Below are 24,981 nucleotides of genomic sequence, written 5' to 3'. Positions count from 1 at the left end.
ACCCCCCAGGTCATCCGTTCGACAGGGGGCAACAGTCATGCCGGGCCCGGAGGCCAGCGGCCCTCTTGCAGGACCGCGAAGAAGATAACGGGGGCACCGCCCCGTCCTACGCCTCCCGGTCCTCACGGGAACGGCGGGCGGCGCGGCGGCGCAGGCGCAGCGGCAGGACGTACCAGCACAGGCCGAACCACAGCATCACCGCCCCGACCAGCACCTCGGCGAGGACGCCGGGGAGCACGAAGCGCAGGAGCAGCAGGAGCGTGCAGCCGATGGTCAGGGCCAGCAGGACCATGCCGCACACCATCAGCCGGCCCGCCGCCTCGACCACGTCGCCCTTCATGCGCTGGCCGGACAGGAACCGGTGGATGGCGACGGGTGCTATCAGCGACGCCGTGGCCGCCGCGCCCAGCACCACGGTGACCACGTAGATGCCGCGGTCCAGCGTCTCCAACTCCCGGAACGTGGGGGTGAACGCGACGCTGAGGAGGAAGCCGAAGAGGATCTGGACGCCCGTCTGGGTGACCCGGGTCTCCTGCAGGATCTCGTTCCAGCGGCGGTTGACCCGCTCGCGCGGCGACTCCGGCGCCTCGGCGGCGGGCCGCGTGCCGTGGCACTCGGCGTGCGCGCGGCAGGCCGCGTCGTCCTCCCGCGCCGCACGGGCCGGCTGCTCCGTCATCGTCATGGTGTCGTCCTCCCAGTCCCAGGCCGACCCGTCTGCCCGGTCCGGACGCTTTTATGCAGGTCAGCAGGTCGGGGGAGGAGCCGGCCGCGGGGCCGTGGGCGGCCGGCGGGGACCGGTGGACGTTCGCGGGGCGCCCGCCGTCACCTGACGCGCTAGGGTTGCCGCCCGCGGGACGCCCACCCGGCCGGGGACCACCGGCCGGGGAGTCACCGCGCCGAGGACGCAGCGGAGCGTCGGGCATCGGGGGCCCGCTCCGCACCGACAGCCCGGGGGGGGCTTGCCATGACCAGGACTTCGACCGACTCCTTCGACGCCGACAGCGCCGACGCCGCCGCGGCAGCAGGGGACGCCGCCGCAGCCGCCGCCGCGGAGGACGCCGCCGAAGAAGCAGACGACGGCGACCGGGAGGCGGTCGAGCACGAGCGGGACGAGCTGCGGACCTTCGTCGCGGGGCTGAGCGGGGACGACATCAAGTCGGGCAACTGGTTCGTCAAGTTCAGCGCCTACGCCATGAACTCCTACACCACGAAGGTCGACTGGCAGTACTTCCAGGACCGCTACGCGGGAGTCCCGGTGGACGCCGTCGTCGAGCAGCGGATCAAGATGGCGGCCCGGTACGCCGCCATCGAGGGCGGCCTCTCCGCCGGCGCGTACACGGCGGCCGTCGCCGCCACCATCGGAAGCCTCGGCGGCGCCTCGCCCGCGACCGTCCCGGCCGCCGTGACGACGATGATGATCGACCTCACCTACGTCACCCGGCTCCAGCTCCGCCTGGCGTACGACATCGCCGTCCTGCACCGCATACCGATCGACCTGTCCGACCCCGAGGAGCTGTGGAAGTTCTACCGGGTGGCCTTCATGATCAAAGGCGGCGAACTGCTCCGGGGCAGCCTCGGCAAGGCGGTCCCGGCCCTGGTGCGGCCGCTGGTCAAGCGCATCTTCACGGGGGCGACGCTGCAGGCCGCGAAGGGCCTCCCGGTCATCGGCCGGCACCTCCTGCAGCGCAACATCATCAAGCTGGGCATCCCGGGCGTCGGCGTCCCCCTCGCGATCCTGCTGAACCGCTACACCACCCTCCTCGCCGGGCGGCACGCGCAGGCCGTCTACCGCAACGAGGCGCGGATCGTCGAACTGGCCGAGCGCCTGAGCGCCCGCAGTACGCACCCGCAGCTGATGCTGTGGGTCGCGTGGCTCGTCATCACGTCCGACGACAAGATCCACGACGACGAGACGCTGCTGATGCGCCACCTGGTGCGGGTGGTGCGGGAACGCCACCAGGTGGTCGACGACGAACTCGCCGCGCTCGTCGACCTCGAGCCGGCCGAGGTGTGGCGGCGCGTCGACGCGGAGCCGGGTGACCTGAGCGACGTCCTGGACGCGGCCGAAGTGGTGGCGGCGGTGGACGGTGACGTGAACAAGCGGGAGGCCGCCGTCCTCGCCGAGCTCGCGAAGCACTGCGTCCGGGGCTGACCCGGCGCGCCCGGGCATTGCGTTCGGGCGGAGCGTACTGGCGGTCCGTCCGGGCGGACCGCCGGAGCGGTCCGTGCGGGCGCGCAGCCGCCGCGCCGCGCGCGGGCCGGCGCGGTGTCCAGGGGGTCGAGGAGGGCGCCGCCCGCCGGGACGACGCCGTCCTCGCCCAGGACGGCGTCGAGGCCCGCCGCGTGGATGGCGCGGACCAGGCCGGGCTGCGCGCCGGTGACCTCGCGCGCCGGGAGCCGGCCCGGGGGAGGCGCCGTCCTCCAGCGGCCGTCGTCGCCGCGGACGAGCGCGGTGCAGCGGGCTTGCCGGGCCGCCTGCCCCGGATCAGCTCACCGCCGACGACCAGGATCAGCCCGCCGATCACGGGCATCGGGATGCGTTCGGCGAGCGGGGCGCACAGGACGACCACCAGGGCCGGCGAAACGCCGGAGATGACGCCGAGGGCATCACCCGCCGTTCCACCACCCCTCGCTCAGCCGGAGAAGACCTCGCGCAGCTTCGCCTCCTGCTCGGCCGCCAGGTTGGAGCGGATCAGCTCCGCGTGCCCCGCGGGGAACGCCTCCTTCACCCGGTCGACCACCGCGTTCTCCGAGAGCAGGAACAGGGCGGAGGTGCCCGGGGTGACCTGGGTCTTGACCGAGTCGATGAAGTCGTCGTCGATCCCGACGTCGGAGAGCTGGCCGCCCAGGGCTCCCGCCGCGGCGCCGATCGCCGCCCCCAGCAGCGGCACGAAGAAGATCAGGCCGAACAGCATCCCCCAGAAGGTGCCCGACAGCGCGCCCACGCCCATGAGGTCGTGCAACTGCTTGGTCTTCGGCTTCTTCGCGTCCTCGGGCCAGGTGACGACCGCGGCGTCCTGCACCTGGATCAGTTCCTGCTTCTGCAGCCGCAGCAGCGTGGCCTCGGCGTCCTCCGCGGCCTGGGCGGTGTCGAACTTCCAAACGGTCAGGGTGGCCATGGCCGTCCTCCAGTGCGTAGCCGTCGGCGGCAGGGAGCGCGATGTCCGATGCCTCCACTGTTCGCCCAATATGCACCGTCGGTGCGGGACGCGCGAGCCGCCGGGGGCCGTCTGCCCGAGCCGCCGGGTCCGTCTGCCGGGGACGCGCCCGGGCCGGCGGGCGCACCGGGGGTGGTCTGGACGGGGGAGTGGATCTCCCCCATGATGTCGGGCATGGCCAAGACTGTCATGGGCACGCTCACCAGGGCGGGGCTCGCCTCCGCGGCGTCCGTCCTCCTGCTGATGGGTTCCGCGGGCACCGGCGGGGCCGCGCCCACCGTGCCCGAGCACGCCGTCATCGTCTGCGACAGCGCGAGCTTCTACGCCAACTACGACAGCTCCTCCGGCCCGGCCGGGCTCAAGCGGGTGCTTTACCGGGGCGACAAGGTCGGTCACACCCGCGGCGCCCACCCCGTCTACAACGGCTGGGCCGCCACCTTCGACTTCGGTCCCAACGACTGGGGCTACGTCCGGCAGGAGTGCCTGGGCGGCTTCGGTTCCTGGTGAGCGGGACGACCGCACGACGCGGGACGACCGCACGACATGGAGGAATCCTGATGGCACGCACCGGCCGAGTCGCCGCCCTGTCCCTGGCCCTGGCCGTCGCCGCGACGGCCGCCGTCTCGGCGACCCCCGCCGCAGCCGCCGACGGAAGGGCCGGGGTGCGCGAGACCGTCTGCGCCCAGGACCTGTTCGTCCGGACGACCGCTCCGCACGGCGCGTGGATGGGCACCCTCTACCGCGGCCAGACCTTCCTGGTCGAACAGGCCGGGGGCGAGTGGGTCTACGGGTTCGCCTACGGCGACATCAACCGCCGCGGCTGGGTGCAGAACGGCTGGTTCTGCTGAACCCGCCCGGCGCGGTCCGGGCGAACGTCGCGCGATAGGCGGTGGGCGTCGTCCCGAGGGCGCGGCGGAAGTGCAGCCGCAGGTTGGAGGGACTGCCCAGGCCGCACCGGTCGGCGATGTGGTCGACGGCGAGCCCGGTGGTCTCCAGCAGCTCCCGGGCACGGTCGAGCCGGGCGGCGAGCAGCCACCGCAGGGGCGTCGTGCCGGTCTCGGTGACGAACCGCCGGGCGAAGGTCCGCGGCGCCATGTGCGCGTGCGCGGCCAGCCGCGGGACCGTCAGCGGTTCGTGCAGACGCTCCAGGGCCCACGCCCGGGTGGCCGCGAGGGTGACACCGAATTCTTCGAGGGCCAGCGGTCGTCCGATGTACTGCGCCTGTCCGCCGTCGCGGTGCGGCGCCGAGACCAAGGACCGCGCCACCTCGTTCGCCGTCCGGGCGCCCAGGTCACGTCGCACCAGGTGCAGGCACAGGTCGATGCCGGCGGCGACGCCCGCCGAGGTCAGCACCTGGCCCTCGTCCACGTAGAGCACGCGCGGGTCCACCGACACCGCGGGATGCCGCGCGGCCAGTTCCGCGGCGTGCTTCCAGTGGGTGGTGGCCCGGAGGCCGTCCAGCACCCCGGCCTCCGCCAGCGCGAACGCGCCGGTGCAGATGGACACCAGCCGCCGGCCCCGGGCGTGGGCCTCGGCGAGCGCGGCGAGCACCGAGCGCGGCAACTCCCGCCGGTGCGGGGCGTACCCCGGGACGATCACGGTGTCGGCCTCGCGCACGGCCTCCAGGCCGGCCGCCACCGTGACCGCGAAGCCCGCGGCGGTCGTGACCGGGCGCGAGGTCCGTCCGCACAGGGTCAGCCGGTAGGGATCACCGGGCACCGCGATGAAGACCTGGGCCGGGATGCCCAGGTCCAGCGGCAGCACGTCGTCCAGGACCAGTACGGCCACGCGGTGCGGTGGTGCAGGGGTGGCAGCTTCCTCGCGCACAACGGCAATTCTGCCACTGTCGGCGGCAGTTGGCACCGACGACCATCGATGCCATGAACGACGAGATGATCGCCGGCGTCCCGCCGCTCCCCGACACCCCCCTCGCGCGCCGCGCGCTGGCCCTGGTGCGCGAGACGGAGTCCACCGCGACCGCCAACCACAGCGTCCGCAGCGCCCTGTTCGCCCGTCTGCGCGCCGACCACGAAGGCGCGGAGCCGGGGCGGGACTACGACCCGGAGCTGCTGTACCTGGCCTGCGTCCTGCACGACATCGGCCTGACCCGGGCCGGTGACCGGCACCAGCGGTTCGAGGTGGACGGCGCCGACACGGCCGCCGAGTTCCTGACCGCGCAGGGTCTGCCCGCCGCCGAGGTCGACGCCGTGTGGGAGGCCATCGCCCTGCACACGACACCGGGCATCGCCGAGCGCCGCGGCATCCTGTGCGCCCTGGTGCACCAGGGGACCGGCATGGACTTCGGCTGGGACACCGACTGCGTGGACGACGCCGTGGGCGCCGCGATCCACGCCGCCCTGCCGCGGCTGTCCATGGCCACCACCCTCACCGACGAGATCACCGGCCAGGCCCGCAACCGACCGGAGAAGGCGCCGCCCTTCACCCTCGCCGCCGAACTCCTGCGGGAGCGGTCGCTGCCGCCGCACAGGACCCGCATGGAGACCATGGCCGACGCCGGACGCTGGGGCAACTGAGCATGACCAGGTACGGCATCCTGCTGTTCGACTCCGTGCAGGAACTCGACTTCGCCGGCCCGTGGGAGGTGTTCACCACCTCCTCCGGACTGCGGGACGGCGCGGACGACGTCGTGCTCCTGGCCGAGCGCTCCGCCCCCGTCCGGTGCTCCCAGGGCATGCGGGTCCTGCCGGACCACACGCTCGACGAGCATCCGCCGCTGGACGTCGTCCTCGTACCGGGCGGTCGCGGCGCCCGGGAGGAACAGACCCGCAACGAGCGGGTCACCGGCTGGCTCGCCGGCACCGCGGAGCGCGCCACCTGGGTGGTCGGCGTCTGCACCGGGTCCTTCCTGCTCCACGCCGCCGGTCCGGCCCGGTCCCGCCGGGTGGCCACCCATTGGCAGTACGAGGACGCGCTCGAGATGCGCGGTGACGTCACCGTCGTGCGCGACGCCCGCTATGTCGTCGACGGCCACCTGCTCACCGGCCAAGGTGTCTCCGCCGGCATCGACAGCGCCCTGTGGCTCGTCGGCCACCTGCACGGTCGCGAGCACGCCCGCGCCGTGCGCCGTGCCCTCCAGTACGACCCGGCGCCTCCCTTCCTGGCCGACGAGCCGATCCCCGCGCCCATGACCGACCGAGGAAGCGAGTACCCACCGAGATGAACCGCCGGACCCTTCTGCACGCCACCACCGCGCTCGGCGCCGCCACCCTGACGGCCGGCGCCGCCACCCGAGCCGCCGCCTCCGGCGGCCCCGGACCCGACGGATCGGATGGACCCCTGCGCGTCCACGTGGTCATGTTCGACGGCGTGGAGGAACTCGACTTCTCCGCCCCGTACGAGGTCCTCTCCGCCGCCGGCCACTTCACCGACCGGGAGGTGGAGACCCGCTACGTGACGCTCGGCGGTCCGCGCACCGTCAGGGCCGCCTACGGCACCCGGCTGCGCGTCGATCACGGATGGGAGCCCGAGCGGGCGGACCTCCTCGTCGTGCCCGGCGGCGGGTACCGGCGCCGGGAGGATCCCGGTGTGTGGGCCGAGATCCGGCGGGGCGCACTGCCGCGGGCCCTGGCCGCCGCGACCCGTCCGGGCCTGACCGTCGGCGGCCTGTGCACGGGCGTGATGCTGCTCGCCGCCGCCGGGCTGACCTCGGGGCGCCCCTGCACCACCCATCACCGGGCGCGGGCCGACCTGGAGCGGCAGGGCGGCGTGCTGAAGAACGCCCGCGTGGTCGACGACGGCGACCTGGTCACCGCCGGCGGGGTCACCTCCGGACTGGACCTCGCCCTGTGGCTGGTCCGCCGTGAGCTCGGGGCGGACGCCGCGGTCGGTCTGGAGGAGATGCTCGAGTACGAGGCCCGCGGCACGGTGTGGAGCGCGCAGAGCGCCCGGTGAAACGGGGAGCCTGACCTGCGTACCGCCGCAGGTCAGGCTGTACCGCCGCGCCGACTGCCGGGGTGCGTGTCACTCGCTCCCGTAGCCGTAGCCGTACCCCGGCTCGGGGTGCGGCGGATGCGGCTTCGGCGGGCGCGGCGTCGGGTGTGTGTGACTGGGCCCCGGGGTGGGGGAGCCGGAGCCGGACGGGCTGGGGGACGGCGGGGGTGATCCGGTGCCCGAGGGGCTGGGGGACGGTGAGGGGGACCCGGAGTCCGAGGGGCTGGGGGACGGTGAGGGGGACCCGGAGTCCGAGGGGCTGGGGGACGGTGAGGGGGACCCGGAGTCCGAGGGGCTGGGGGTGGCGCCGATGTCGGAATCGCACTGCAACTCGGCGGCGAACGGATGGTAGTGGATCTCGCCGGCGTTCACCGCCTCGCCCGAGGGCCCGGACAGCGGGCCCGCCACCAGGGTCTTCACGATCACGTCGCCCTCGATGTTCGACGGGTCGAGGTCGACGAGGTCGGCGCGCGGAGCGAAGATCGTGCCCTCCACGGAATCCCCGGTCGCGATGGTGATGCTCGTCGCGTCCGCGAAGTTCCACAGGATGTAGGGCGCCTCGGCGTTGGAGATGCCGGCCGGTGTGGGGGTGTCCCAGGTGAAGACCCCCGCCGTGGCCGTGGTGTCGACGTTCACGAGCAGCGGCGTGTCGGCGGTCGGCCGGTCGAGGAAGGTGATCTCGGCGATGTCGTTCAGCTGTTCGCCGGTCAGGCGGAGCACGTTGGTCCGGCCGCTGGTCAGCGAGACCTGCACGTCGGTGCCCGGCGTGATGTCGTCCGGGTCGAGCGGGTTGCCCTCGCCGTCGAGCAGCGTCACGTCGGTGGCGCATCCGGCCATCCGGTCGGCGCGGTCGCGGTACACGGAGAACAGCGAGGGGAAGTCCATCAGGCCGGACTGGAAGACCGAACCGACCGGCTGCTGGACGGTGAGTTCGATGCGCGGCGTGGAGTTGTAGGCGCTTCCCTCGGCCACCACCTGCGTGTTGACGCTCGCGCCGTTGGGGTCCTGGTTCAGCGCCGTGCTGCCGGACTCGTCGCCGATCTTGACGTAGCCGTCGTCCAGGACCCGGAGGACACCCCCCGGATCGCTGCCCGCGAAGTCGACCCTCCCGCCGACGAGGAGGGCGGTCGGCCGCGCGTCCCCCGGGGCGGTGAAACCGCCCGCGGTGTTCAGGGCGACGTTGTAGCCGGCGCCGAAGGTCAGGTCGCCCCCTACGACCACCGGCCCCTCGGACTCGGTGCTGCCCAGCGTGGCCTCCTCCTCGGTGACGACGCCGAACCCGTTGCTCCCCTCCACGGGGTTGCCGATGACGATCGGTACGCGGGCCGCGACGCCCGCCGGCTGACCGGTCAGCGCCACCGCGGTCAGGGTGCCCGAACAGGCGGCGCCCGCCGCGACCAGCAGGGCCATGGGCGAGGCGAACACGGAACGCCCGGGCGGGCGCTTCATCAGATGTCTCATGAGCTGAAGGTATGCTTATGTCCGCTTATGGGCACCGGCTGATACTCCTGATCGCCGGGCACGGGGCCGGACGGGGCAAGCGTTCGGCCGTCCGTGCCACGGGGCGACACCAGGCCGCGCTCCTCGCCCGCGACGCGGGGCTCGCCTGACCGAGGTCGTCGGGGCCGCCGATGGGTGCGCCCGCCGCCGTCGGGGCCCGGACTCGTCCGTACGGAGGCGTCCGCGGTCCGCGGGGAACGTAACCGGCCGACCCTGGTCGTACGAGGTGACGCCGGCCGTGCCGATCGCCGGAATGCCGGCCGTGCTCCGACCGGGACCGCAGTCGAAGGAGACAGCCGCCGATGTCCGAGGACGGCGCCCCCGAGCGGGACGCCCCCGCCGAGGGCGGTACGTCGTCCCGCCGTGCGAAGAGGCGGCAGGGAGCGGACGAACGGACCACCCTGGCGAACGAGCGCACCCTGCTGGCGTGGTTCCGGACCGCGCTGGCCCTGCTCGCCGCGTCGTTCGCCGTCGTCAAGCTCACCGACATCAGTCCCGACCCCCTGCGCCTGGCGCTCGGCGTCTACCTCAACGCGCTGGCCGTCGTCATGGTCCTGGCGAGCTACGTCCAGTGGCGCACGCGCCAGCGGCGCATCAGCGGGCCGGAGCCTCCCTCCCGCCGTCCGGGCGCGCCGCTCCTCACCGTCGCGCTGCTGGTCCTCGCCGGCTTCGTCACCGCGGTGACGGTGCTGGCGCCGTGAGGCCGCCACGCCCGAGCGGGGGCCCGCCGAGGCCGCCGACCGCCGACCGCCGGCCGGCGGAGCAGCCTGAGCAGCCGGAGAGTGAACACCGCCATGCCTTCCCCGCGCCCCACCGTCCGCCGTCGCCGCCGCAACGCGGCCTGGCCCAAACGCGGCCTCGCGGTCGCGCTCGTCGGAGGCGGCGCCCTGCTGGGCTGGTGGCTGCCCCACACCGAGCACTCGCGACAGCTCGGCGGACTGTCGTACGACCCGGCCACGGCGCAGGCCACCCTCGGCGCGATCGCCGCCGGTGTCATCACCCTCACCGGCTTCGTGCTCACCGCCGTCACCCTCGTCGTCCAGTCCGTGCAGGCCATGTCACCCCGGCTGGTCGGGGTCCTGGGCTACTTCGAACGCTCGCTGGTCCTCTTCGGAGCGCTCACCGGCACCGCCGTCTACGCGCTCGTCGTCCTCGCCCAGGTCCGCGAGGACCACGTGCCCAAGCTCTCCGTCACCCTGGCCATCGTCTTCGTCGTGCTCTCCACGGGAGCGATCCTGCGGAGCCTCGCCGCGCTGCGCGAGATGGTCACCGGCGGAGGTCTGGTACGCGTCGTCGCCCACCTGGTCCACGCGGCCCTGGAGCAGGAACGGCGGGACGCCGAGCCGCCACCCGAGTCCCCCGAGCCGTCACCCGCGCCTCCGGAACCGGCAGCCCCACCGCGGGCGGCGGGCCACCAGGCCGGCCGGGCGGACGCCGCCGACGTCCTCGCGCCCGACGGAGGGATCGTCCAGTACGTCGACGGCCACGCCCTCGCAGCGCTCGCCGCACGCCTCGACGCCCACGTCACCTGTGAGGTCGCCGTGGGCAGCCCCGTCCACCCCGGGGTTCCGCTCCTGCGCGTCACCGGAGCCGCCACGGCCGAGGACGCGCGGCTCCTGACCCGGGCGGTCCACGTCGGCCCAACCCGCCGTGTCGACCACGACCCCGCCTACGGTGTCCGCCTCCTCGTCGACATCGCCGTCCGTGCGCTGTCCCCGGCCGTCAACGACCCCACCACCGCCGTCCAGGCCCTCGACCAGATCGAATCCGTCCTGCTGCGCCTGGCGCGGCACCCGCTCGGCCCCGTCGTCGTCCACGACCGGGAGCACATCCCCCGCGTCACCGTTCCCCGCCCCGACTGGCCGGCCGTGCTCCAGCTCGCCCTCGCCGAGATCGTCCAGTACGGAGCCGACTCGCTCCAGATCCACCGCCGGCTGCGCGCCCTCCTCCGCGCGGTGGGCCGCGTCGTGCCCCCGGACCGCACCGCGCCACTGCACCGCTTCCACGTCGCGCTCGACGACGCCGCCCGCTCCCGGATCCCCGCGAACTTCCGCCCCGTCGCCCTGACGGCGGACCCGCAGGGCCTCGGCGGCCCCGGCCCGCACGACGCCCCGCCCACCGCCCAGGACGGCTGAACACCGCGAGGACCGACGGCAACGGCCCGGCCCCGACGGGCCGCGGCCACGCCCCGGAACGCCCGACGTGCGGGTTCACCGCGCACTTCCTAGCATCGGGAGAGCACCACGTTCAGGTCGCCCCCGCCCCCCGCGCCGCCATGGGAGAACCGCACACCGTGGACCCGAGACGAACGCCGCGACGGACGTCGCAGAACGGGGACGAGGACCCGTGCGAAGGCGTGCTCGACGCCCTGGCCGGCGAACCCCTCGTAGGGCTGCACACCATCGCCCAGGATCTCCGCAGCGTCCGCTTCCGGCCGGGCCGTTCCACGGGCGCCGGGCCGGAGAGGGCGAGGCGTCTCTGGCTCGGCCGGGGGCTGTCCGACCCGCGCGTCGAGAGGACCCTGCGTGCCGTCCTGGCGTCGGGCGAACCCGCGTACGACGTGGTGTGCCACCTGGACGGAGGCGGAGGGGAGACCGGCGTGACGTTCGGCCTCTCCGTCGTGCCGCTGCGGGACGCGGGTGGCGAACCCGCCGGACTGGCCGTGGCCGTGACGGACCGCACCTTCCAGGAGCAGGCGAGGCGCCGGCTTCTCCTGGACCGGGCCAGGGCGGGCCTGGGCAACCACCTCGACGTCTTCCGCGCCGCTCAGGCCTTGGCGGAGACCGCCGTACCGGCGCTGGCGGACGCCGTCACGGTGGACGTGCTCGACTCCGTCACGCTCGGCGAGACGCCGTTGCCGGGGCCGCTGACGGATCCCGCCACCGTGCGCCGGGCGGGCTTCGCCTACGCCAACGGCACACGGGTGCGGCTGCCCCACGAGGTCGGCAGCGTCCGCCTGCTGCACCCGGGCACACCGTTCTCCTACGCCCTCGCCGACCTGCGGCCGCACGTGGTGCCCGGCATCCCGGACGACGCCGTGTGGCTGTCCCAGGACCCGGCGCGTGCGGAGGTCTTCCGCCAGGCCGGTGTGCACGCGATGGTCGTCGTGCCGCTCCTCGCCCGGGGCACGGTGCTGGGGGTCGCCGGGTTCTACCGGGCGAGCACGCCCGAACCCTTCTCCGCGGAGGACACCGTCCTGGCCGCCGAACTGGCGGCCCATGGGGCGCTCCACCTCGACAACGCCCGCCTGCACACCCGTGAGCGCACGGTCGCCAAGATCGCCCAGCGCCAGATGCTGCCGGTCCGGCTGCCCTCGTCGGTGGCACTGGACGTGGCCCACGCCTACCTTCCGGCCGCCGCCGGGGGCTGCTGGTACGACGTCATCCGGCTGTCGGGCGCGCGCGTCGCCCTGGTCGCGGGAGAGGTCCACGGCACCGGGCTGCGGGCGGCCACCGCCATGGGGCAGCTGCGCACGGCCGTGCACGCCTTCGCGGACCTCGACCTCGATCCCGCGGAACTGCTCAGCAGACTGGACGAACTGGCCGCCCGGCTGGCACTGGAACACCTGGGGCCCGACTTCCCCGCCACGACGGCAGGTGAGCTCACGGCCGGGCCTCTGTCGGCATCGTGCCTGTACGCGGTCTACGACGCCGTCCACGGACACTGCGAGGTCGCCTCCGCCGCGCACCCGCCGCCCCTGCTGACGGTGCCGGGCTCCGCACCACAGGCACTGGAGGTCGTCGAGGGTCCCGCCCTGGGGGGCGGCGCGGGTCCCTACCGGGCGGTGCGGCGCCGACTCCCCGAGGGGAGTCTGCTGGCCCTGTACAGCCAGGGTCTGCTCGCCGGTGGAAGCAGCGGCCAGGACCTGCTCGCGCGTCTGCTCGCGGAACAGGGCGCACATCCCCTGGACGTGGCCTGCGACAACATGCTCAGCGGCCTGCTGCCCCAGAACGTCACCGAGGACAGCCTGCTGCTGCTCGCCCGCACCCGGATCCTGACACCGCACCAGAAGGTCAGTGTCCACGAGCTGCCCGACGACCCGCGCAGCGCCAAGGACGCCCGCCGGGCCGTCGCCGAGGTCACGGCGCGATGGGGCCTGGAGGAACTGGCCCCGACGGTCGAACTGATCGTCAGCGAACTGGTGACCAACGCCGTGCGGTACGCCCACGGCACCATCACGCTGCGGTTCATCCGGGCCGAGACGCTGATCTGCGAGGTGTCGGACAGCAACACCGCCGCCCCGCACCTGCGGATCGCCAAGGAGACCGACGAGGGCGGACGGGGCCTGTACATGGTCGGGCTCATGGCCCGTAGCTGGGGCGCGCGACAGACCACCGACGGCAAGACCATCTGGGCCGACCTCACACTGCCCGACCGTCACTGAGGCTTCCGCACCACGGGTCGGCCGGCCGCACTCCGTTCGGCCCAGGGCAGCGCGCGGGACGACCCCGCTCGTCGTTGGATGAGCGTCATGGCCATGTGCACGGGAGGGAAGCCGCCGGGACCGACGCCCGCGCCCGTGCCGCGCTGCCGGGTGGGAACGGTCCGATGACGGCAGCCGGCGGTGAGGGCGCAGGCGCCCCGGACCAAGCACACGGCCGGGCGCCCGGCCAGGCGCCGGGCGCGTCCGCCCGGGACCTGCTGCTCGGAGGACGGTACCTCCGCGTGCTCCTCCTCTCCGCCCTGCTGGGCATCCCCGTCGCGATCGCCTGCTACTTCTTCGTGAGCGGCCAGCACTGGCTCCAGCACCAGGTGTGGACGTCGCTCCCCGAGGCCCTGGGACACAGCGAGGCACCCTGGTGGTGGCCGCTGCCGGCGCTGGCGCTCGCGGGCCTGATCCTCGTCCCGATCGTGACGCGCGTACCCGGTCACGGCGGGCACCTGCCGGTGAACGGACTGGGAGGCCCCCCGGTGGGCCCCCGCGACCTGCCGGGTGTCGTCCTGGCCGCGCTGGCGACCCTGCCGCTCGGTGTCGTGCTCGGACCGGAGGCCCCGCTGATGGCCGTGGGCAGCGGGCTGGCCCTGCTGGCGCTGCACCGGATCCGCGGGGCCGAGGACCCGCGGACGGCCAAAGTCGTCGCCACCGCCGGTTCCACCGCCGCCATCTCCACCATCCTGGGCGGGCCACTGGTGGCCGCGGTGCTCGTCGTCGAGATGGCCGGGCTCGCCGGCGCGCGCCTCGCCGTGCTCCTGCTGCCCTGTCTCACCGCGAGCGCCGTGGGCGCACTCGCGTTCACCGGGTTCGGGCAGTGGACCGGCCTGTCCATCGGCGCCCTCACCCTGCCCACGGTGCCGGCCACCACGGGACCGGACGCCGGTGACTTCCTCTGGGGCGTCCCGCTCGCGGCCCTCATCGCCTACGTCGTCAGCCTCGTCCGGCGCCTGGGGCGCCGTACCGCCCGCTGGACGGAGCAGCGCAACACCGGACGGCGCACCTTCACGTGCGCCGTCGCCGTGGGAGGCCTCCTCACCCTCTACGCCCTGCTCACCGGCCGGTCCCCCGAGGAAGCGGCACTGTCCGGCCAGGCCGAACTGGCGGAACTCGCCCGATCCCCCGGAGCGTGGTCGGTGGCCGCACTGCTGACCCTGGTGGCCTGCAAAGGCCTGGCCTGGGGCATCAGCCTGGGCAGTCTGCGCGGCGGCCCCATCTTCCCCTCCCTGCTCCTCGGTGCCGCTGCCGCCGTCGCCTGCGCCGGACTCCCGGGCCTGGGAGCGATGCCGGCCCTGGCGCTGGGCATCTGCGCCGCCGCGACCGCCGTACTCGGCCTGCCCCTGTGCGGCGCCGTGCTCACCGTGCTGCTGCTCGGCAGGGCCGGACACGACCAGATGCCGCTCGTGGTGCTCACCGCCGTCGTCGCCCACCTCACCGCACGGTGGGCCGACCGGCGCTCCTCGGAGTGACGTCGGACGGTCCACGCCTCTCACCGTGTTGCGGCAGTTCCCCTTCGACGACGACCAGGACCTGCGGGACGCACGCCGCGGCTTCATGGGCACGGCGCGGGAAGGGATGCGGCGCGTGCCGTGGCAGCCGGCCCCTGGAGGAGCGGCCCGGGGAGTCGGCGGACGCCCGCCCGGAAGGGCGCGCGCCCGTCGGGCAGGACGACCGGTAGGGTCCCGCGCATGATCGGGATCATCCGGAACCTGCGCCTCTGGTTCGCGCCGCAGCGCATCAGCGAGGAGGGCGACACCCCGGACTACCGCTTCTCGCTGGCCAACGAGCGCACCTTCCTCGCCTGGCTGCGCACCGCTCTCGCCCTGATCGGCGGAGGCTTCGCGGTGGACCAGTTCCTTCCCGACCTCCGCTGGGGCTGGCGAGTGGCGCTCGCCTGTGCGCTGCTGGCCGCCGGCACGGTCTGCGCCCTGCGCGCGGTCGACCGCTGGGTCCGCTGCGAACGGGCGATGCGGCGCGGCGAGGACCTGCCGCCCTCACGCTTCCCCGCACTCCTCAGCCTGGTCGTGGCGTCGGTCGCCCTGCTGATGACCGTCGTGGTGATCGCCGGTCCCGGCCGGTGAACGGCGGACCCGAGGCCGGGCGGCCGGTGTCCGCACGGGACCCGGGGCTGCAGGCCGAGCGGACCCAGCTGGCCTGGCGGCGCACGATCCTCTCGGCGACGGTCGTCGCCGTGCTCGCCGTCCGGGCGGCACTGCGGGACACCGACCCGGTCGGCGCGACGGTCGTGGGCACGGCGTGCTGCGTGCTGTGGCTGGCGCTCGCCGCTCTGGGCCGCGCACGCGTGCGGGAGATGCGAGGAGCGCGTACGCCGGGGCAGCATCCGCCGACGCTCGGACGCGGCCTGGCGGCGGCGACGGCGCTGTGCACCGTGGCCATGGCCGTGGGTGGGGGCTGGCTCGTCCGGTGAGCGGTGCGAGGCGGGACCGGCGGACGCCCCCTGCGACACCGTGAGTATTTCGTTATGCCGGGCGGGGACGGGCCGCGGGACCCGGCGCGTTGAGGGGGTGACATCGGGCGAACTCCCGGAAGGCGGGGCGGAGATGGAACGCGTGCGGAAGACGCTGGGCAGGCCGTGGGTGGTCGGGGCACTGGCGATGGCGGTGATCGGAGTCGGCGTCGGCCTGTACTGGTTCCAGCCGTGGCGGCTGTGGCAGGACGGCACGGTCGAGGAGGCCCTGCCCGGGGCGTCCGTCCCTCCCGCGACGGCGGCCCCCCACGGGGCGACGCCGTCCGCGCCGTCCGAGCCGCGGACCCTGGCGAGCGGCGAACTCATCAGCCACGAGCACACGACGTCCGGCACGGTGAAGCTGGTCGAGCTGGCCGACGGCTCGCACGTCGTCCGGCTGGAGAACCTCGACACCAGCAACGGGCCGGACCTGCGCGTGTGGCTGACCGACGCGCCGGTGAAGGAGGGGATCGCCGGCTGGCGCGTCTTCGACGACGGGGAGTACGTCAGTCTCGGCCGGCTCAAGGGCAACAAGGGCAGCCAGAACTACGCCCTCCCCGAGGACGTCGACCCCGCCCGCTTCAGCAGCGTCAGCATCTGGTGCGACCGGTTCGACGTGTCCTTCGGCGCGGCCGAGCTGGCCCGCGTCTGACCCGGGTCCCCGGGTCCCGAGGGCAGGTGCGGGGTGCGCCCGCGTCGTCGTCCCGGCGCGGGCGCACCCCCGACCGCCTAGCCGGCCGGGTCCTCCGGGTGGGGGCCGGTGGCGTAGGGGTTCGGCTCGCCCTCCGCGAGGACGCCGACGAAGGGGTCACCCTCTCCGGCGAAGGTGTACGCGCCGCCCTCGATCCGGGAGATCAGGCCCCGCGTCCACGCCGCCTCGCTGTCGGACGAGTGCAGCCACATGTGCATGATCTCGCCGATGTGACCGAGCTGTTCGGGGCCCTGCTCCGGTGTGTAGTACTCGGTGACCGACTCCCGCCACCGCTCGAGCCCCTTGATCCGCTCCTCCAGGAGGGCGACGGCCTCGTCCCGCGGGAGGTCCACGATGAAGCCGATGCCGGCGGACAGGACGTCCATCTTCTGGTCGTACGAGGTCAGCGCCTGGCGGAGCAGGGCGAAGTACTCCTCGGTGCCGCGGTCGGTGATCTCGTACTCGACGCGGGGCGGACCGCCGGCCGTGCTGGCGGCGAGCTCGTGGGCGACGAGGAGGCCGTCCTTGGCCATCTGCTTGAGGGCGTGGTAGATCGAACCCGGCTTGGCGTTGGACCACTCGTGGGCGCCCCAGAACTCCAGGTCGTTGCGCACCTGGTACCCGTGCGCCCGCCCGTGCTGGCGGACCGCGCCGAGGACGAGCAGTCGGATCGCTGACATGGGCGTCTCCCTTCGGAACAGCGCTCACCAGTCTAGCTGCTGGCCAAGTTTGACTAGTGAGGGCGGCGGTCCGGCCGCTTCCTCCTGTAATCAAGTTTGACTAATCGCCTCGGACGGCCTACCTTCGACCCCGGTAGTCAAACTTGACCACTGGGATGGAGGGCGCGTTGCCCCACAACGATGCGGCGATCACCGTCGAGGGACTGCGGAAGAGGTACGGGGACAAGCGGGCCCTCGACGGCCTCGACCTCACCGTCCGGGCCGGCACGGTCCAGGGGATCCTCGGCCCGAACGGCGCCGGCAAGACCACGGCCGTGCGGATCATGTCCACCCTGCTGCGCCCCGACGAGGGGCGCGTCGAGGTGGCGGGACACGACGTACGCACCCGTCCGGACGAGGTGCGCTCGCGGATCGGGCTGCTCGGCCAGCACGCCGCCGTCGACGAGGAGCTCAGCGGGCGCCAGAACCTCGAGATGTTCGGACGGCTCCACCGCCTGGGCGCACGCCGGGCGGGAGCCCGGGCCGACGAGCTCCTCGACCGGTTCGGGCTGGGGGACACCGGCAGCAAGGCCGTCCGGCAGTACAGCGGCGGGATGCGACGGCGGCTCGATCTCGCGGCCTCCCTCATCGCCCGGCCGCAGGTGCTCTTCCTGGACGAGCCCACGACCGGGCTCGACCCCCGTGGCCGCGCGGAGGTGTGGAACGCCGTCCGCTCCCTGGTGGACGCCGGCACCACCGTCCTGCTCACCACGCAGTACCTGGAGGAGGCCGACCAGCTCGCCGACCGGATCGCGGTGATCGACCACGGCAAGGTCATCGCCCAGGGCACGGCCGACGAGCTGAAGTCCGCCACCGGCGGCGACCGCATCGACGTGGTCCTGCGGGATGCCGGGCACCTGACCGCCGCCGCCGCGCTCCTGCCCGGTGAGCCGGTGGTGGACGAGGACCGGAGGCTGGTCAGCGCCCCGGTCACCGATCGGATGGCCGCGCTGACCGGGACCGTCCAGGCACTCCAGGCCGCCGGCATCGAGGCGCAGGACATCGCCGTACGCCGCCCCACGCTCGACGAGGTGTTCCTGCACCTCACCAAGGAGGACACCGCATGACCGCAGCACTCGGCGTGAGCACGGCGCAGGCACCGCGGCCGGCCCTGTCCTGGGCCGCCGCCGACTCCTGGACCATGACCCGGCGCGAGCTGTCCCACTGGGCGCGCCGGCCCGGCCAGGTGGTGGTGGGGCTGCTCTTCCCCGTGATGATGCTGCTGATGTTCGGCTTCCTCATCGGCGGCGGACGCGGGATCGACGGCGACTTCATCGCCTACCTGGTGCCCGGCATGCTCACCATGACCATGGCCTTCGGCCTCGACGCGACGATGACGGCCGTCACCCAGGACCTCGGCAAGGGCGTCGTCGACCGGTTCCGCTCCATGCCCATGTACTCCGGCGCGGTCCTCGTCGGCCGCAGCATCGCCGACATGCTGCAGTCCGTGGTCGGCCTCGCCGTACTGATCGCGGTCGGTCACGCCCTGGGCTGGCGCTGGCACAACGGCGCCGCCGCCTTCCTGGGAGCGGTCGGGCTGCTGTTGCTGCTGCGCTTCGCGATGCTGTGGGTCGGCATCCACCTGGCGCTGGTCGCCGGCAAACCGGAGATGGTGCAGGCGGTGCAGATCCTCGTCTGGCCCGTCACCTTCCTCTCCAACGCCATCGCCGCCCCTCAGGCGATGCCCGACTGGCTGGGCTTCGTCGTCGAGTGGAACCCGATGTCGGCGACCGCCACGGCGGTACGCGGCCTGTTCGGCAACCCGGGGGGAGGCGGTGACTCCTGGGCCGCCGCCCACGCCGAACTCCTCGCCGTCGCCTGGCCCGCCGTGCTCGTCGCCGTGTTCTTCCCCCTGGCCGTGGCACGCTTCCGTGGCCTGAGCCGGTAGCCCGACCGCCCACCGGCGCCCGCGTTCCCCGGGCCCGGTCCGGACCGGTCCGTCCAGGGCCGCCCACGACCGTCCACGACCGTCCACGACCGTCCACGAACGACCTTTGCTCCGTATCACTTCGACGCGAACGAGGGATCACCTTGCCGCTGCCCCAGAACCCTTCCGCCGAGGCCGTCGAGGTCGCCGACACCTCCGCCGCCCCCTCCTCGCTTCCGTTGCCGGCCCTCGCCGCGCAGGCGGAGCGGCTGATCGAACTCGGCGTCCACGACATCGCCGGGCTGTCCGCCGCCGAGATCCGCGCCTTCGCCGGGCGCGCCGGCGACCGGGACGACGTGCTGCTCGCCGTGCACCCCGACCGGGCCCCCGCCTCCGCCCTCGCGCCGCTGCTCCACCGGGACGGCAAGTCCGGCTTCGTCGTCGTCGACATGGCGGACGTCGACCGATTCGCCCCCCAAGGCATCGATCTGCCCGCCGGCCCGCTCTACCTGCTCGCCCGGCCCGACCGCGGCGACCGTCTGGCCAACTGGAGCCCGGAGGAGGCGCTTCCCGCGCTGGTCCAGGACGGCCGCAGCCCGCTCGTCCTCACCGAGGGCATCCACTGGATCCTCCAGCAGCCCGCCGCCCTCGAGCGCAACCACTGCTTCATGACCATCGCCTCGCGCCTGCGCAAGCCGAACGGCGCCTTCGACGCCCGCACCCCCGCCATCTGGATCAGCAACGGCACCGGCCGTGACGGCCGTGAGCGGCGCAACGCGCCCAAGGTCGGCTGGTGCTGGTGGAACAACCGCCACACCTGGCTCAGCTTCGCCTCCACCACGGAGCGCACGGCTTACGACCATGGGGGCGATTGAGATTGGGGAGAACCCGGACAGGGCAGGACGGGAACAGGTCGTACGGGCCCAGGTCAGCTGCACAACTCACCTGACTCATACGACCCTTCCCTTGTCACGACCCGACTTGCCCCGCTCGCATTCCCCCAGGACGCTCACGTGAATTCGTCTCACGCGATGCCTGCTGCGAGCTGAACCGTGGGACCCCGCACCAGAAAACGTGATGGCTGCCCCTCAGGTTGCATGTGAGGATCGAACGATGAGCAACCCTCGCTGTGAGCTGCTGCGCTGGCAGTTCGACATGAGCTGGTCACTGTTCGAGTACCACCTGGAGCGGCTCGCGCCCGATGACTTCCTGTGGGAGCCCACCGATCTGTCGTGGACAGTGCGCCCGGACACCGCCGGAAACTGGCTGCCGGACTGGGCCGATACCGAGCCTGACCCCGTTCCCGTTCCCACCATCGGCTGGGTGAGCTGGCACATCGGCTGGTGGTGGAGCACTGCCATCGATCACGCACAAGGACGTACGCCCCGGGAGCGTACCGACATCACTTGGCCAGGCAACGGACCGGCGGCCGTCGCCTGGCTCCAGGATCTGCGTACCCAGTGGCTGGCGGTCCTCGACGAACTCACCGACGCCGATCTGGATGCCGCCTCCACACTGCCGTGGCAGACTCCGCCGGACAACACCATCGGACACATGCTCGCCTGGCTGAACGCCGAGCTGATGAAGAACGTCGCTGAGATCGGGCAGCTGCGGCTGATTCGGGCGGCATCGAAGCAGTAGGGCTCAGGAGTCTCGTCGTCCAGCACGGCCGCCACGACCTCGAGCCCCATTTCTCCCCAGGTCGTCAGGGGAAGGAAACGGTGTCGCGGCGCGGGTCACGCGAAGGGGAACGCCAGCGTGCGCCCGTCCACCGCGAACCCTGGAGCGCCCGCCATGAAGTACACCGTCTCGATCGAGATCGACCTGCCGAGGGAGGAGGTGGTGCACCTGCTCGCCGACCCGGCGCAGATGCCGAAGTGGCTGCGGGGCCTGGTGCTCCACGAGCCGCTGGAGGGCGTGCACGGGCAGGTCGGCACCAAGTCCCGGGTCGTGATGCAGATGGGGCGTCAGAAGATGGAAGCCACCGAGACCATCACCCGCCGCGAGCCGGCGGACCTGCGGGAGATCCCGCCGGGGAGCGTCGTCCACTTCGACCGCGAGATCGTCGGCGGGGGCATGTGGAGCGCCGTGCGCGACCGGCTGACCGAAGCCGGTCCGCGGAAGACGCTCTGGGCGAGCGAGAACGAGTACCGGTTCGGCAGCGCGCTGATGCGGCTGGTGGGTCGCCTGATGCCCGGGGCCTTCCGCAAGCAGTCCCTGCGGCACATGCGGGACTTCAAGGCGTTCGCGGAGCTGGGGCGGGACGTCCGCGAAGCGAAGGACTGACCGGGTCGCCCCGCGCGCGGGCGGCGTGTCCGGCGGTTGCCCGCCGGACACGCCGGGCGCCGGACGCGATCAGCCTGCCGCCTTCACCGGCGCCGCCACGGGCTGCGTCTCCTCGGCCGGGGTGTCCGTGTCGGCGAGCCTCTTCTCCGGCAGGGCGAAGGCAGGCCAGGTCGTCGGCATCCTCTCCGCGGAACCGCGGCGGCCCGTCGTCCACCGCGCGGCCCGGCGGGGGAACCCAGCCGCCGCCGGGAGGCCGTCCACGTCCTCAGCGGCGGCCGTCGCACCGCGGCGCGATGGCGGAGGCGGGGTCCAGGGCGTTGCGCGCCAGGCGCAGGACGACCGGGTCGTAGGTGCCGGCGAAGTGGCCGGTCCGCCGGTCGGGGCAGACGTCCTGCAGCGTGAGGTTGGTGACGCTGTCGCCCGGGCGGGGTGTGAGGTACTGGCGCCGGTAGGGAGTGGCGATCCGGTCCGTCCGGGTGACGACGGTGGTGTACCGCACGCCGGCCATCGTGTCGCCGCCCCTGTCGAGCCGCACGTTCACGGCCGATCCGATCGTCTGATCGGCCAGCGACTGCCCGCCGAGTTCGGCGGCGGGGACCAGCAGGCCCGTCTCCTCGGCGAGGGTGGCCAGGCCCGACAGGGTGCTGCCGTGGTTGCTCGGAGCGATGCCGACCAGGTGGCCCACTTTGTTGCGCCGGGGATCGGCGGGGTCCGCCCCGCCCGCGAACTTCAGGTACCAGCGCGGCAGGACGCCGCCGCCCTGGGAGTGGCCCACCAGGTCGACCTGGGCGGCGTCCGTGCTGTCGAGCACCCTGTCGACGAACCGGGCGAGTTCCCGCGCGGACTCGGGGATCGCGGCCCTCCCCTTGAGCGCCTCACCCCGCGGTGCGCCGAAGTTGACGGCGAAGACGCAGTAACCGTCGGAGCGGAGCAGGGGAGCGAGATCGCGCCAGGTGCTGTAGGCGTTGGCGTAGGTGCCGTGGACGAGGACGACCGGGCGCGGATGCCGGACACCCGGGCGGCACGTCCAGTCGTCGGCTCCGGGCGGGGAGGCTTCCGGCTGGTCCAGGGAGTCGAGGACGGAACGACGCCAACGGCCGTGCGGTGTGTGGGTGCCACGCGCCTCGCTCGGCGGCCGGGCGGAGCTCAGGTCGTGGTCGTGGACCCGCGCGTGGATCCGTTCGCCGTGCGGGGGCGGCGCGGCCGCGGGAAGCGCGCAGACCAGGACGCCCGCCAGCACGGCTCCCGCGAGAGTCACGGGGCGGCGGCGGAGGCGGCCGGCGCGGCCGGAGCCGTTACGGGGGCGAGGGCCGGAGGGGCGGACGGGGGGAAACATCGAAAGCCGCATACAGGGCCTCCTCGGGAGGATGACGGTCGTGCCGGGGTGGCGGTGGCCGGGTGGCCGCCGCAAGGAAACGTGTGGTGGCAGGGCGAGTTCGCCGGTGAGGGTGGCCGGCCCGCGGTGGCGTATTTCACTGATCGTCACTGTGGCGGTACGTTGAGTGATGTCGCCGGGTGCGTCGTAGCGGCCCGGCTCTCGTTCCTCGGCAGACGTCATGTCGTGCCCGGCCGTTAGGAGATGGCATGCCCGCGAGGTCGATCGTGTTCGGTGCCGGAGGCTTCATCGGACGTGCGCTGGTGCGGGAACTGCTGAGCAGGGGAGAGGAAGTCGTGGCCGCGGCCCGCGACGGCGGCGAGGGACTGCGCAGGTGGCTCGGCGCGCGGAACGTGGACACCGGAGGTCTGGTCGTGGTCCCCGCCGACCTCACCCTCCCGGGACTGGGCCTGCCGAACGACGACTTCGACGACGTACGCGACGTATACAACACCGCCGCCCGGTTCGCCTTCGGCATGGACCCGGCCCAGGCGCGGGCGGTCAACGTGGAGGGCGCCGTACGCGTCGTCGAGTGGGCCGCCGCCCGGCCCGGGCTGCGCCGTCTGGTGCACATCAGCGGCTACCGGATGGCCGCCGCGGGCGCGGACTCCCCCGACTACCGGCGTGACGGCGCGTACGAGGCGTCCAAACGGGAGGGCGACGTGGCGGTGCGGGCGCGGGCCCGTGATCTCTCCGTCCCCCTGACCATCGCCAATCCGAGCACCGTCATCGGGCCCGGCCAGTACGTGGGACTGGCCGAACTCGTCGGCGAGCTGTGGCGAGGGCGGCTGCCCGCCCTGCCGGGCGATCCGGACACCTTCCTGCCCGTGGTCGCCCTGGACTACTTCGTGCAATTCCTGGCCTCCCTCCCGCAGAAACCGGAGACTGCCGACGGCACCTACTGGGTGCTGGACGACGACACCCCCGAACTGCCGCGCCTCGTCTCACTGCTGGCCGAGCACATGGGCGTGCGGGCGCCGAGCCGGCTGCTGCCCGTCGATCTGGTCAAGCGGCTGCCGCGTGTCCTCACACGGGCCGACCCCGAGACGCTCTCCTTCCTCTCCTCCGACCGCTACGAGACCGCGCCCGCCCGCGAGTTCGCCGAGTCGGCCGGGCTGAGGATGCCGCCGGTACGGGACGTGCTGTGCTCCTGGACCGACGACCTGGTCGCCACCCGCTTCGGCAGGGTCGGCCCGCCGAAGGCGCCCTACGGGTTCCAGAACGTGGGCCCCGACCGGACCTGGGTGGTGGGCGAACGCGCCCGGCCCGGATACGTCTTCCTGCACGGTCTGCTCGTCGACGCCGACTCCTGGAGTCCGGTCGTCGAGCTGCTGGACGAGCCGGCACTCGCCGCCGACCTGCCCGGTTTCGGCCGGTCGGGGCCTGCCCGGCAGTCCCACGACACATGGCTCGACGCGTTCCTCGCACCGGTCGGCGGCAAGCCGGTCCTGGTCGCGCACTCGTACGCGTGCGGCCCGGCGCTGCGCTTCGCGCAGCGGCATCCGGAGCGGATCGGCGCGCTGGTGCTGGTCTCGCCCGCGTTCCTCCAGCCGGCCGCCTCATGGGTGGTGCGCTCCCCCCTCGCCGTCCCCGCGCTGCGGAACATGTCGGCCCGGCGCCTGGCCGACACCCTCGGCATCCCGGACGACGGTTATACGGAAGGCCCCGCGGCGGACCTGCGACGGGCGGGGGCTGCCGGACGGGTGGTCGGCGGCCTGCGGGCGGCATACGGGCAGCGGGCGGCGCTGCGTGCCGCGGTGCGCGGTGTCCGGGTGCCGGTGGAGCTCATTTACGGGTCGGAGGACCCGCTGGAGGAGCGGACCGGCCTGCCGGCCACCGAGGTCGCCGGCGCCGGACACTGCCCGCAGCTCACCCATCCCCAGGTGCTCGCCCGTCGGCTGGCGGAGGTGCGGGCGCGGGTGGCGGCCGGCGAGCCCTCTCCCGGTACTCCCGTCACGACGGATCCTCCTTCCTGATCCAGGTCAGACGGGGTGCCTGCGTCCGCAGCCCCGCGAGCGTCAGGCCCACCACCTCGCGCAGCAGATCGACGATGCTCTGTTCCGGCGGTGGCGCCTGCCGCTGCGGTTTGCCCGAACCGGGGCCGGGGCGGGGCTTCTCTTCCTGCGTGTCGTTCGTCGCGTGCACGTGTGTCCTCGGCCTTCTGTGTGCCGTTGTCGTCTCGGATGTCGTCCCGTAAGTCGTCCGGGAGGGGCCGCAGTTCGCGCTGTGGACCGGCGGCGGAACGTCAGACCGGTGCGGTTCCGCTCTCCTCCTCCCGCTCCCGCTCCCGGGAAAGGGCGGGCAGCGGTCCGGTCACCGCGGCGAGACCTCGTCGTCGTGGAGTGGCCAGTACGGCGAGTGCGCCGGTGGCGATGAGGGCGGTGCCGGTCCAGAGGGCGGGGATCATGCCGTGTTCGAAGTCGGTGGGGGTGGTGAGGCTGCCGTGTGCGGTGAAGACGGAGGCGAGGACGGCGACGCCCAGGACACCGCCGAGTTCGCGCAGGGCGTTGACGGCGCCGGAGGCCATGCCGCGGT

Annotated in this window: 27 protein-coding genes and 1 pseudogene; 20 read left to right on the top strand and 8 right to left on the bottom strand. The window is 73.5% G+C overall.

Features of this window, described 5'->3' with window-relative positions; translation table 11 throughout:
* Positions 1–106 precede the first annotated feature (106 nt).
* The gene (locus ACWD3O_RS33555) at positions 107–682 is read right to left on the bottom strand and encodes a DUF6328 family protein (protein ID WP_451413825.1); all 576 of its coding nucleotides are present in this window, start codon (positions 680–682) and stop codon (positions 107–109) included.
* 282 nt (positions 683–964) lie between these two features.
* Between ACWD3O_RS33555 and ACWD3O_RS33550 the strand changes: the two genes are divergently transcribed.
* Positions 965–2,152 (top strand): hypothetical protein, encoded by a 1,188-nt coding sequence (locus ACWD3O_RS33550; protein ID WP_451418502.1) that lies wholly within the window; start codon positions 965–967, stop codon positions 2,150–2,152.
* A 481-nt stretch (positions 2,153–2,633) separates the two neighbouring features.
* Here the strand turns inward: ACWD3O_RS33550 and ACWD3O_RS33545 are convergent, their stop codons facing one another.
* Positions 2,634–3,119, bottom strand: coding sequence for a DUF1269 domain-containing protein (locus ACWD3O_RS33545; protein WP_451418501.1), 486 nt, complete (start codon positions 3,117–3,119; stop codon positions 2,634–2,636).
* Positions 3,120–3,332: 213 nt separating this feature from the next.
* Here ACWD3O_RS33545 and ACWD3O_RS33540 point away from each other — a divergent pair, with 213 nt between their 5' ends.
* Both ACWD3O_RS33540 and ACWD3O_RS33535 read left to right on the top strand, forming a co-directional pair.
* Complete coding sequence (locus ACWD3O_RS33540; RefSeq protein WP_451413822.1) at positions 3,333–3,665, top strand: hypothetical protein; 333 nt, start codon at positions 3,333–3,335, stop codon at positions 3,663–3,665.
* A gap of 50 nt (positions 3,666–3,715) precedes the next feature.
* The gene (locus ACWD3O_RS33535; protein WP_451413821.1) at positions 3,716–4,006 is read left to right on the top strand and encodes a hypothetical protein; all 291 of its coding nucleotides are present in this window, start codon (positions 3,716–3,718) and stop codon (positions 4,004–4,006) included.
* Here the strand turns inward: ACWD3O_RS33535 and ACWD3O_RS33530 are convergent.
* The gene (locus tag ACWD3O_RS33530) at positions 3,966–4,985 is read right to left on the bottom strand and encodes a GlxA family transcriptional regulator (RefSeq protein WP_451418500.1); all 1,020 of its coding nucleotides are present in this window, start codon (positions 4,983–4,985) and stop codon (positions 3,966–3,968) included. The two genes, ACWD3O_RS33535 and ACWD3O_RS33530, sit on opposite strands and share 41 nt — an antisense overlap.
* 53 nt (positions 4,986–5,038) lie before the next feature.
* Between ACWD3O_RS33530 and ACWD3O_RS33525 the strand changes: the two genes are divergently transcribed.
* The 3 genes from ACWD3O_RS33525 to ACWD3O_RS33515 are packed head-to-tail and all read left to right on the top strand — an operon-like array spanning position 5,039 to position 7,070.
* A complete protein-coding gene (locus tag ACWD3O_RS33525) occupies positions 5,039–5,692 on the top strand; it encodes an HD domain-containing protein (protein WP_451418499.1) in 654 nt (217 codons plus the stop codon).
* 2 nt (positions 5,693–5,694) lie between these two features.
* Entirely contained in the window at positions 5,695–6,339 is a 645-nt protein-coding gene (locus ACWD3O_RS33520; protein ID WP_451418498.1) for a DJ-1/PfpI family protein, read from the top strand.
* Positions 6,336–7,070 (top strand): DJ-1/PfpI family protein, encoded by a 735-nt coding sequence (locus tag ACWD3O_RS33515; protein WP_451418497.1) that lies wholly within the window; start codon positions 6,336–6,338, stop codon positions 7,068–7,070. Before ACWD3O_RS33520 ends, ACWD3O_RS33515 begins: the two co-directional genes overlap by 4 nt.
* Before the next feature lie 69 nt (positions 7,071–7,139).
* Here ACWD3O_RS33515 and ACWD3O_RS33510 read toward each other — a convergent pair whose 3' ends face one another.
* Positions 7,140–8,570 (bottom strand): collagen-binding domain-containing protein, encoded by a 1,431-nt coding sequence (locus ACWD3O_RS33510; RefSeq protein ID WP_451418496.1) that lies wholly within the window; start codon positions 8,568–8,570, stop codon positions 7,140–7,142.
* Between the two features lie 17 nt (positions 8,571–8,587).
* Here ACWD3O_RS33510 and ACWD3O_RS33505 point away from each other — a divergent pair, with 17 nt between their 5' ends.
* From ACWD3O_RS33505 to ACWD3O_RS33470, 8 genes are all read left to right on the top strand, one after another.
* Positions 8,588–8,719 (top strand): hypothetical protein, encoded by a 132-nt coding sequence (locus ACWD3O_RS33505; protein WP_451418495.1) that lies wholly within the window; start codon positions 8,588–8,590, stop codon positions 8,717–8,719.
* A gap of 192 nt (positions 8,720–8,911) precedes the next feature.
* The gene (locus ACWD3O_RS33500; protein WP_451418494.1) at positions 8,912–9,310 is read left to right on the top strand and encodes a YidH family protein; all 399 of its coding nucleotides are present in this window, start codon (positions 8,912–8,914) and stop codon (positions 9,308–9,310) included.
* A gap of 93 nt (positions 9,311–9,403) precedes the next feature.
* A complete protein-coding gene (locus ACWD3O_RS33495; protein ID WP_451418493.1) occupies positions 9,404–10,744 on the top strand; it encodes a DUF2254 family protein in 1,341 nt (446 codons plus the stop codon).
* Positions 10,745–10,965: 221 nt separating this feature from the next.
* The gene (locus ACWD3O_RS33490) at positions 10,966–12,993 is read left to right on the top strand and encodes a SpoIIE family protein phosphatase (RefSeq protein WP_451418492.1); all 2,028 of its coding nucleotides are present in this window, start codon (positions 10,966–10,968) and stop codon (positions 12,991–12,993) included.
* A 164-nt stretch (positions 12,994–13,157) separates the two neighbouring features.
* Positions 13,158–14,510 (top strand): chloride channel protein, encoded by a 1,353-nt coding sequence (locus ACWD3O_RS33485; RefSeq protein WP_451418491.1) that lies wholly within the window; start codon positions 13,158–13,160, stop codon positions 14,508–14,510.
* 219 nt (positions 14,511–14,729) lie between these two features.
* The gene (locus tag ACWD3O_RS33480; RefSeq protein ID WP_451418490.1) at positions 14,730–15,122 is read left to right on the top strand and encodes a YidH family protein; all 393 of its coding nucleotides are present in this window, start codon (positions 14,730–14,732) and stop codon (positions 15,120–15,122) included.
* A 26-nt stretch (positions 15,123–15,148) separates the two neighbouring features.
* The gene (locus ACWD3O_RS33475; protein ID WP_451418489.1) at positions 15,149–15,469 is read left to right on the top strand and encodes a DUF202 domain-containing protein; all 321 of its coding nucleotides are present in this window, start codon (positions 15,149–15,151) and stop codon (positions 15,467–15,469) included.
* A gap of 133 nt (positions 15,470–15,602) precedes the next feature.
* A complete protein-coding gene (locus ACWD3O_RS33470; protein ID WP_451418488.1) occupies positions 15,603–16,160 on the top strand; it encodes a DM13 domain-containing protein in 558 nt (185 codons plus the stop codon).
* A gap of 77 nt (positions 16,161–16,237) precedes the next feature.
* On the opposite strand, the gene ACWD3O_RS33465 is transcribed toward ACWD3O_RS33470, so the two are convergent.
* On the bottom strand, positions 16,238–16,879 hold the full coding sequence (locus tag ACWD3O_RS33465; protein WP_451413804.1) for a PadR family transcriptional regulator: 642 nt from the start codon (positions 16,877–16,879) through the stop codon (positions 16,238–16,240).
* A 167-nt stretch (positions 16,880–17,046) separates the two neighbouring features.
* Between ACWD3O_RS33465 and ACWD3O_RS33460 the strand changes: the two genes are divergently transcribed.
* From ACWD3O_RS33460 to ACWD3O_RS33440, 5 genes are all read left to right on the top strand, one after another.
* On the top strand, positions 17,047–17,985 hold the full coding sequence (locus tag ACWD3O_RS33460; protein ID WP_451418487.1) for an ATP-binding cassette domain-containing protein: 939 nt from the start codon (positions 17,047–17,049) through the stop codon (positions 17,983–17,985).
* Entirely contained in the window at positions 17,982–18,806 is an 825-nt protein-coding gene (locus ACWD3O_RS33455; protein ID WP_451418486.1) for an ABC transporter permease, read from the top strand. The genes ACWD3O_RS33460 and ACWD3O_RS33455 overlap by 4 nt, the downstream gene beginning before the upstream one ends.
* A gap of 149 nt (positions 18,807–18,955) precedes the next feature.
* Entirely contained in the window at positions 18,956–19,660 is a 705-nt protein-coding gene (locus tag ACWD3O_RS33450) for a DUF5701 family protein (RefSeq protein ID WP_451418503.1), read from the top strand.
* A 238-nt stretch (positions 19,661–19,898) separates the two neighbouring features.
* Positions 19,899–20,426 (top strand): DinB family protein, encoded by a 528-nt coding sequence (locus ACWD3O_RS33445; protein ID WP_451418485.1) that lies wholly within the window; start codon positions 19,899–19,901, stop codon positions 20,424–20,426.
* 153 nt (positions 20,427–20,579) lie between these two features.
* Positions 20,580–21,071 (top strand): SRPBCC family protein, encoded by a 492-nt coding sequence (locus ACWD3O_RS33440; RefSeq protein ID WP_451413800.1) that lies wholly within the window; start codon positions 20,580–20,582, stop codon positions 21,069–21,071.
* A gap of 265 nt (positions 21,072–21,336) precedes the next feature.
* On the opposite strand, the gene ACWD3O_RS33435 is transcribed toward ACWD3O_RS33440, so the two are convergent.
* Positions 21,337–22,329, bottom strand: a complete 993-nt coding sequence (locus ACWD3O_RS33435; RefSeq protein WP_451418484.1) for an esterase/lipase family protein — start codon at positions 22,327–22,329, stop codon at positions 21,337–21,339.
* A gap of 326 nt (positions 22,330–22,655) precedes the next feature.
* Here ACWD3O_RS33435 and ACWD3O_RS33430 point away from each other — a divergent pair, with 326 nt between their 5' ends.
* Positions 22,656–24,422, top strand: coding sequence for an alpha/beta fold hydrolase (locus ACWD3O_RS33430; protein WP_451418483.1), 1,767 nt, complete (start codon positions 22,656–22,658; stop codon positions 24,420–24,422).
* Here ACWD3O_RS33430 and ACWD3O_RS33425 read toward each other — a convergent pair.
* The gene (locus ACWD3O_RS33425) at positions 24,400–24,591 is read right to left on the bottom strand and encodes a hypothetical protein (protein ID WP_451418482.1); all 192 of its coding nucleotides are present in this window, start codon (positions 24,589–24,591) and stop codon (positions 24,400–24,402) included. The genes ACWD3O_RS33430 and ACWD3O_RS33425 overlap by 23 nt on opposite strands.
* A gap of 100 nt (positions 24,592–24,691) precedes the next feature.
* Positions 24,692–24,981: pseudogene (locus ACWD3O_RS33420) on the bottom strand (MFS transporter); the annotation flags it as partial.

The organism is Streptomyces sp. NPDC002640, from assembly GCF_053592575.1.
The sequence above is the reverse complement of the archived record's forward strand: the minus strand, read 5'-3'. Positions and strand labels throughout refer to the sequence as shown.

Bases quoted from the DNA above. Each gene is read 5' to 3' on its own strand.
- ACWD3O_RS33445 (WP_451418485.1), top strand. From the start codon at position 19,899: ATGAGCAACCCTCGCTGTGAGCTGCTGCGCTGGCAGTTCGACATGAGC.
- ACWD3O_RS33545 (WP_451418501.1), bottom strand. From the start codon at position 3,119: ATGGCCACCCTGACCGTTTGGAAGTTCGACACCGCCCAGGCCGCGGAG.
- ACWD3O_RS33430 (WP_451418483.1), top strand. From the start codon at position 22,656: ATGCCCGCGAGGTCGATCGTGTTCGGTGCCGGAGGCTTCATCGGACGT.
- ACWD3O_RS33505 (WP_451418495.1), top strand. From the start codon at position 8,588: ATGTCCGCTTATGGGCACCGGCTGATACTCCTGATCGCCGGGCACGGG.
- ACWD3O_RS33480 (WP_451418490.1), top strand. From the start codon at position 14,730: ATGATCGGGATCATCCGGAACCTGCGCCTCTGGTTCGCGCCGCAGCGC.
- ACWD3O_RS33455 (WP_451418486.1), top strand. From the start codon at position 17,982: ATGACCGCAGCACTCGGCGTGAGCACGGCGCAGGCACCGCGGCCGGCC.
- ACWD3O_RS33540 (WP_451413822.1), top strand. From the start codon at position 3,333: ATGGCCAAGACTGTCATGGGCACGCTCACCAGGGCGGGGCTCGCCTCC.
- ACWD3O_RS33515 (WP_451418497.1), top strand. From the start codon at position 6,336: ATGAACCGCCGGACCCTTCTGCACGCCACCACCGCGCTCGGCGCCGCC.
- ACWD3O_RS33465 (WP_451413804.1), bottom strand. From the start codon at position 16,879: ATGTCAGCGATCCGACTGCTCGTCCTCGGCGCGGTCCGCCAGCACGGG.
- ACWD3O_RS33495 (WP_451418493.1), top strand. From the start codon at position 9,404: ATGCCTTCCCCGCGCCCCACCGTCCGCCGTCGCCGCCGCAACGCGGCC.
- ACWD3O_RS33535 (WP_451413821.1), top strand. From the start codon at position 3,716: ATGGCACGCACCGGCCGAGTCGCCGCCCTGTCCCTGGCCCTGGCCGTC.
- ACWD3O_RS33550 (WP_451418502.1), top strand. From the start codon at position 965: ATGACCAGGACTTCGACCGACTCCTTCGACGCCGACAGCGCCGACGCC.
- ACWD3O_RS33485 (WP_451418491.1), top strand. From the start codon at position 13,158: ATGACGGCAGCCGGCGGTGAGGGCGCAGGCGCCCCGGACCAAGCACAC.
- ACWD3O_RS33520 (WP_451418498.1), top strand. From the start codon at position 5,695: ATGACCAGGTACGGCATCCTGCTGTTCGACTCCGTGCAGGAACTCGAC.
- ACWD3O_RS33440 (WP_451413800.1), top strand. From the start codon at position 20,580: ATGAAGTACACCGTCTCGATCGAGATCGACCTGCCGAGGGAGGAGGTG.
- ACWD3O_RS33525 (WP_451418499.1), top strand. From the start codon at position 5,039: ATGAACGACGAGATGATCGCCGGCGTCCCGCCGCTCCCCGACACCCCC.
- ACWD3O_RS33470 (WP_451418488.1), top strand. From the start codon at position 15,603: ATGGAACGCGTGCGGAAGACGCTGGGCAGGCCGTGGGTGGTCGGGGCA.
- ACWD3O_RS33500 (WP_451418494.1), top strand. From the start codon at position 8,912: ATGTCCGAGGACGGCGCCCCCGAGCGGGACGCCCCCGCCGAGGGCGGT.
- ACWD3O_RS33555 (WP_451413825.1), bottom strand. From the start codon at position 682: ATGACGATGACGGAGCAGCCGGCCCGTGCGGCGCGGGAGGACGACGCG.
- ACWD3O_RS33510 (WP_451418496.1), bottom strand. From the start codon at position 8,570: ATGAGACATCTGATGAAGCGCCCGCCCGGGCGTTCCGTGTTCGCCTCG.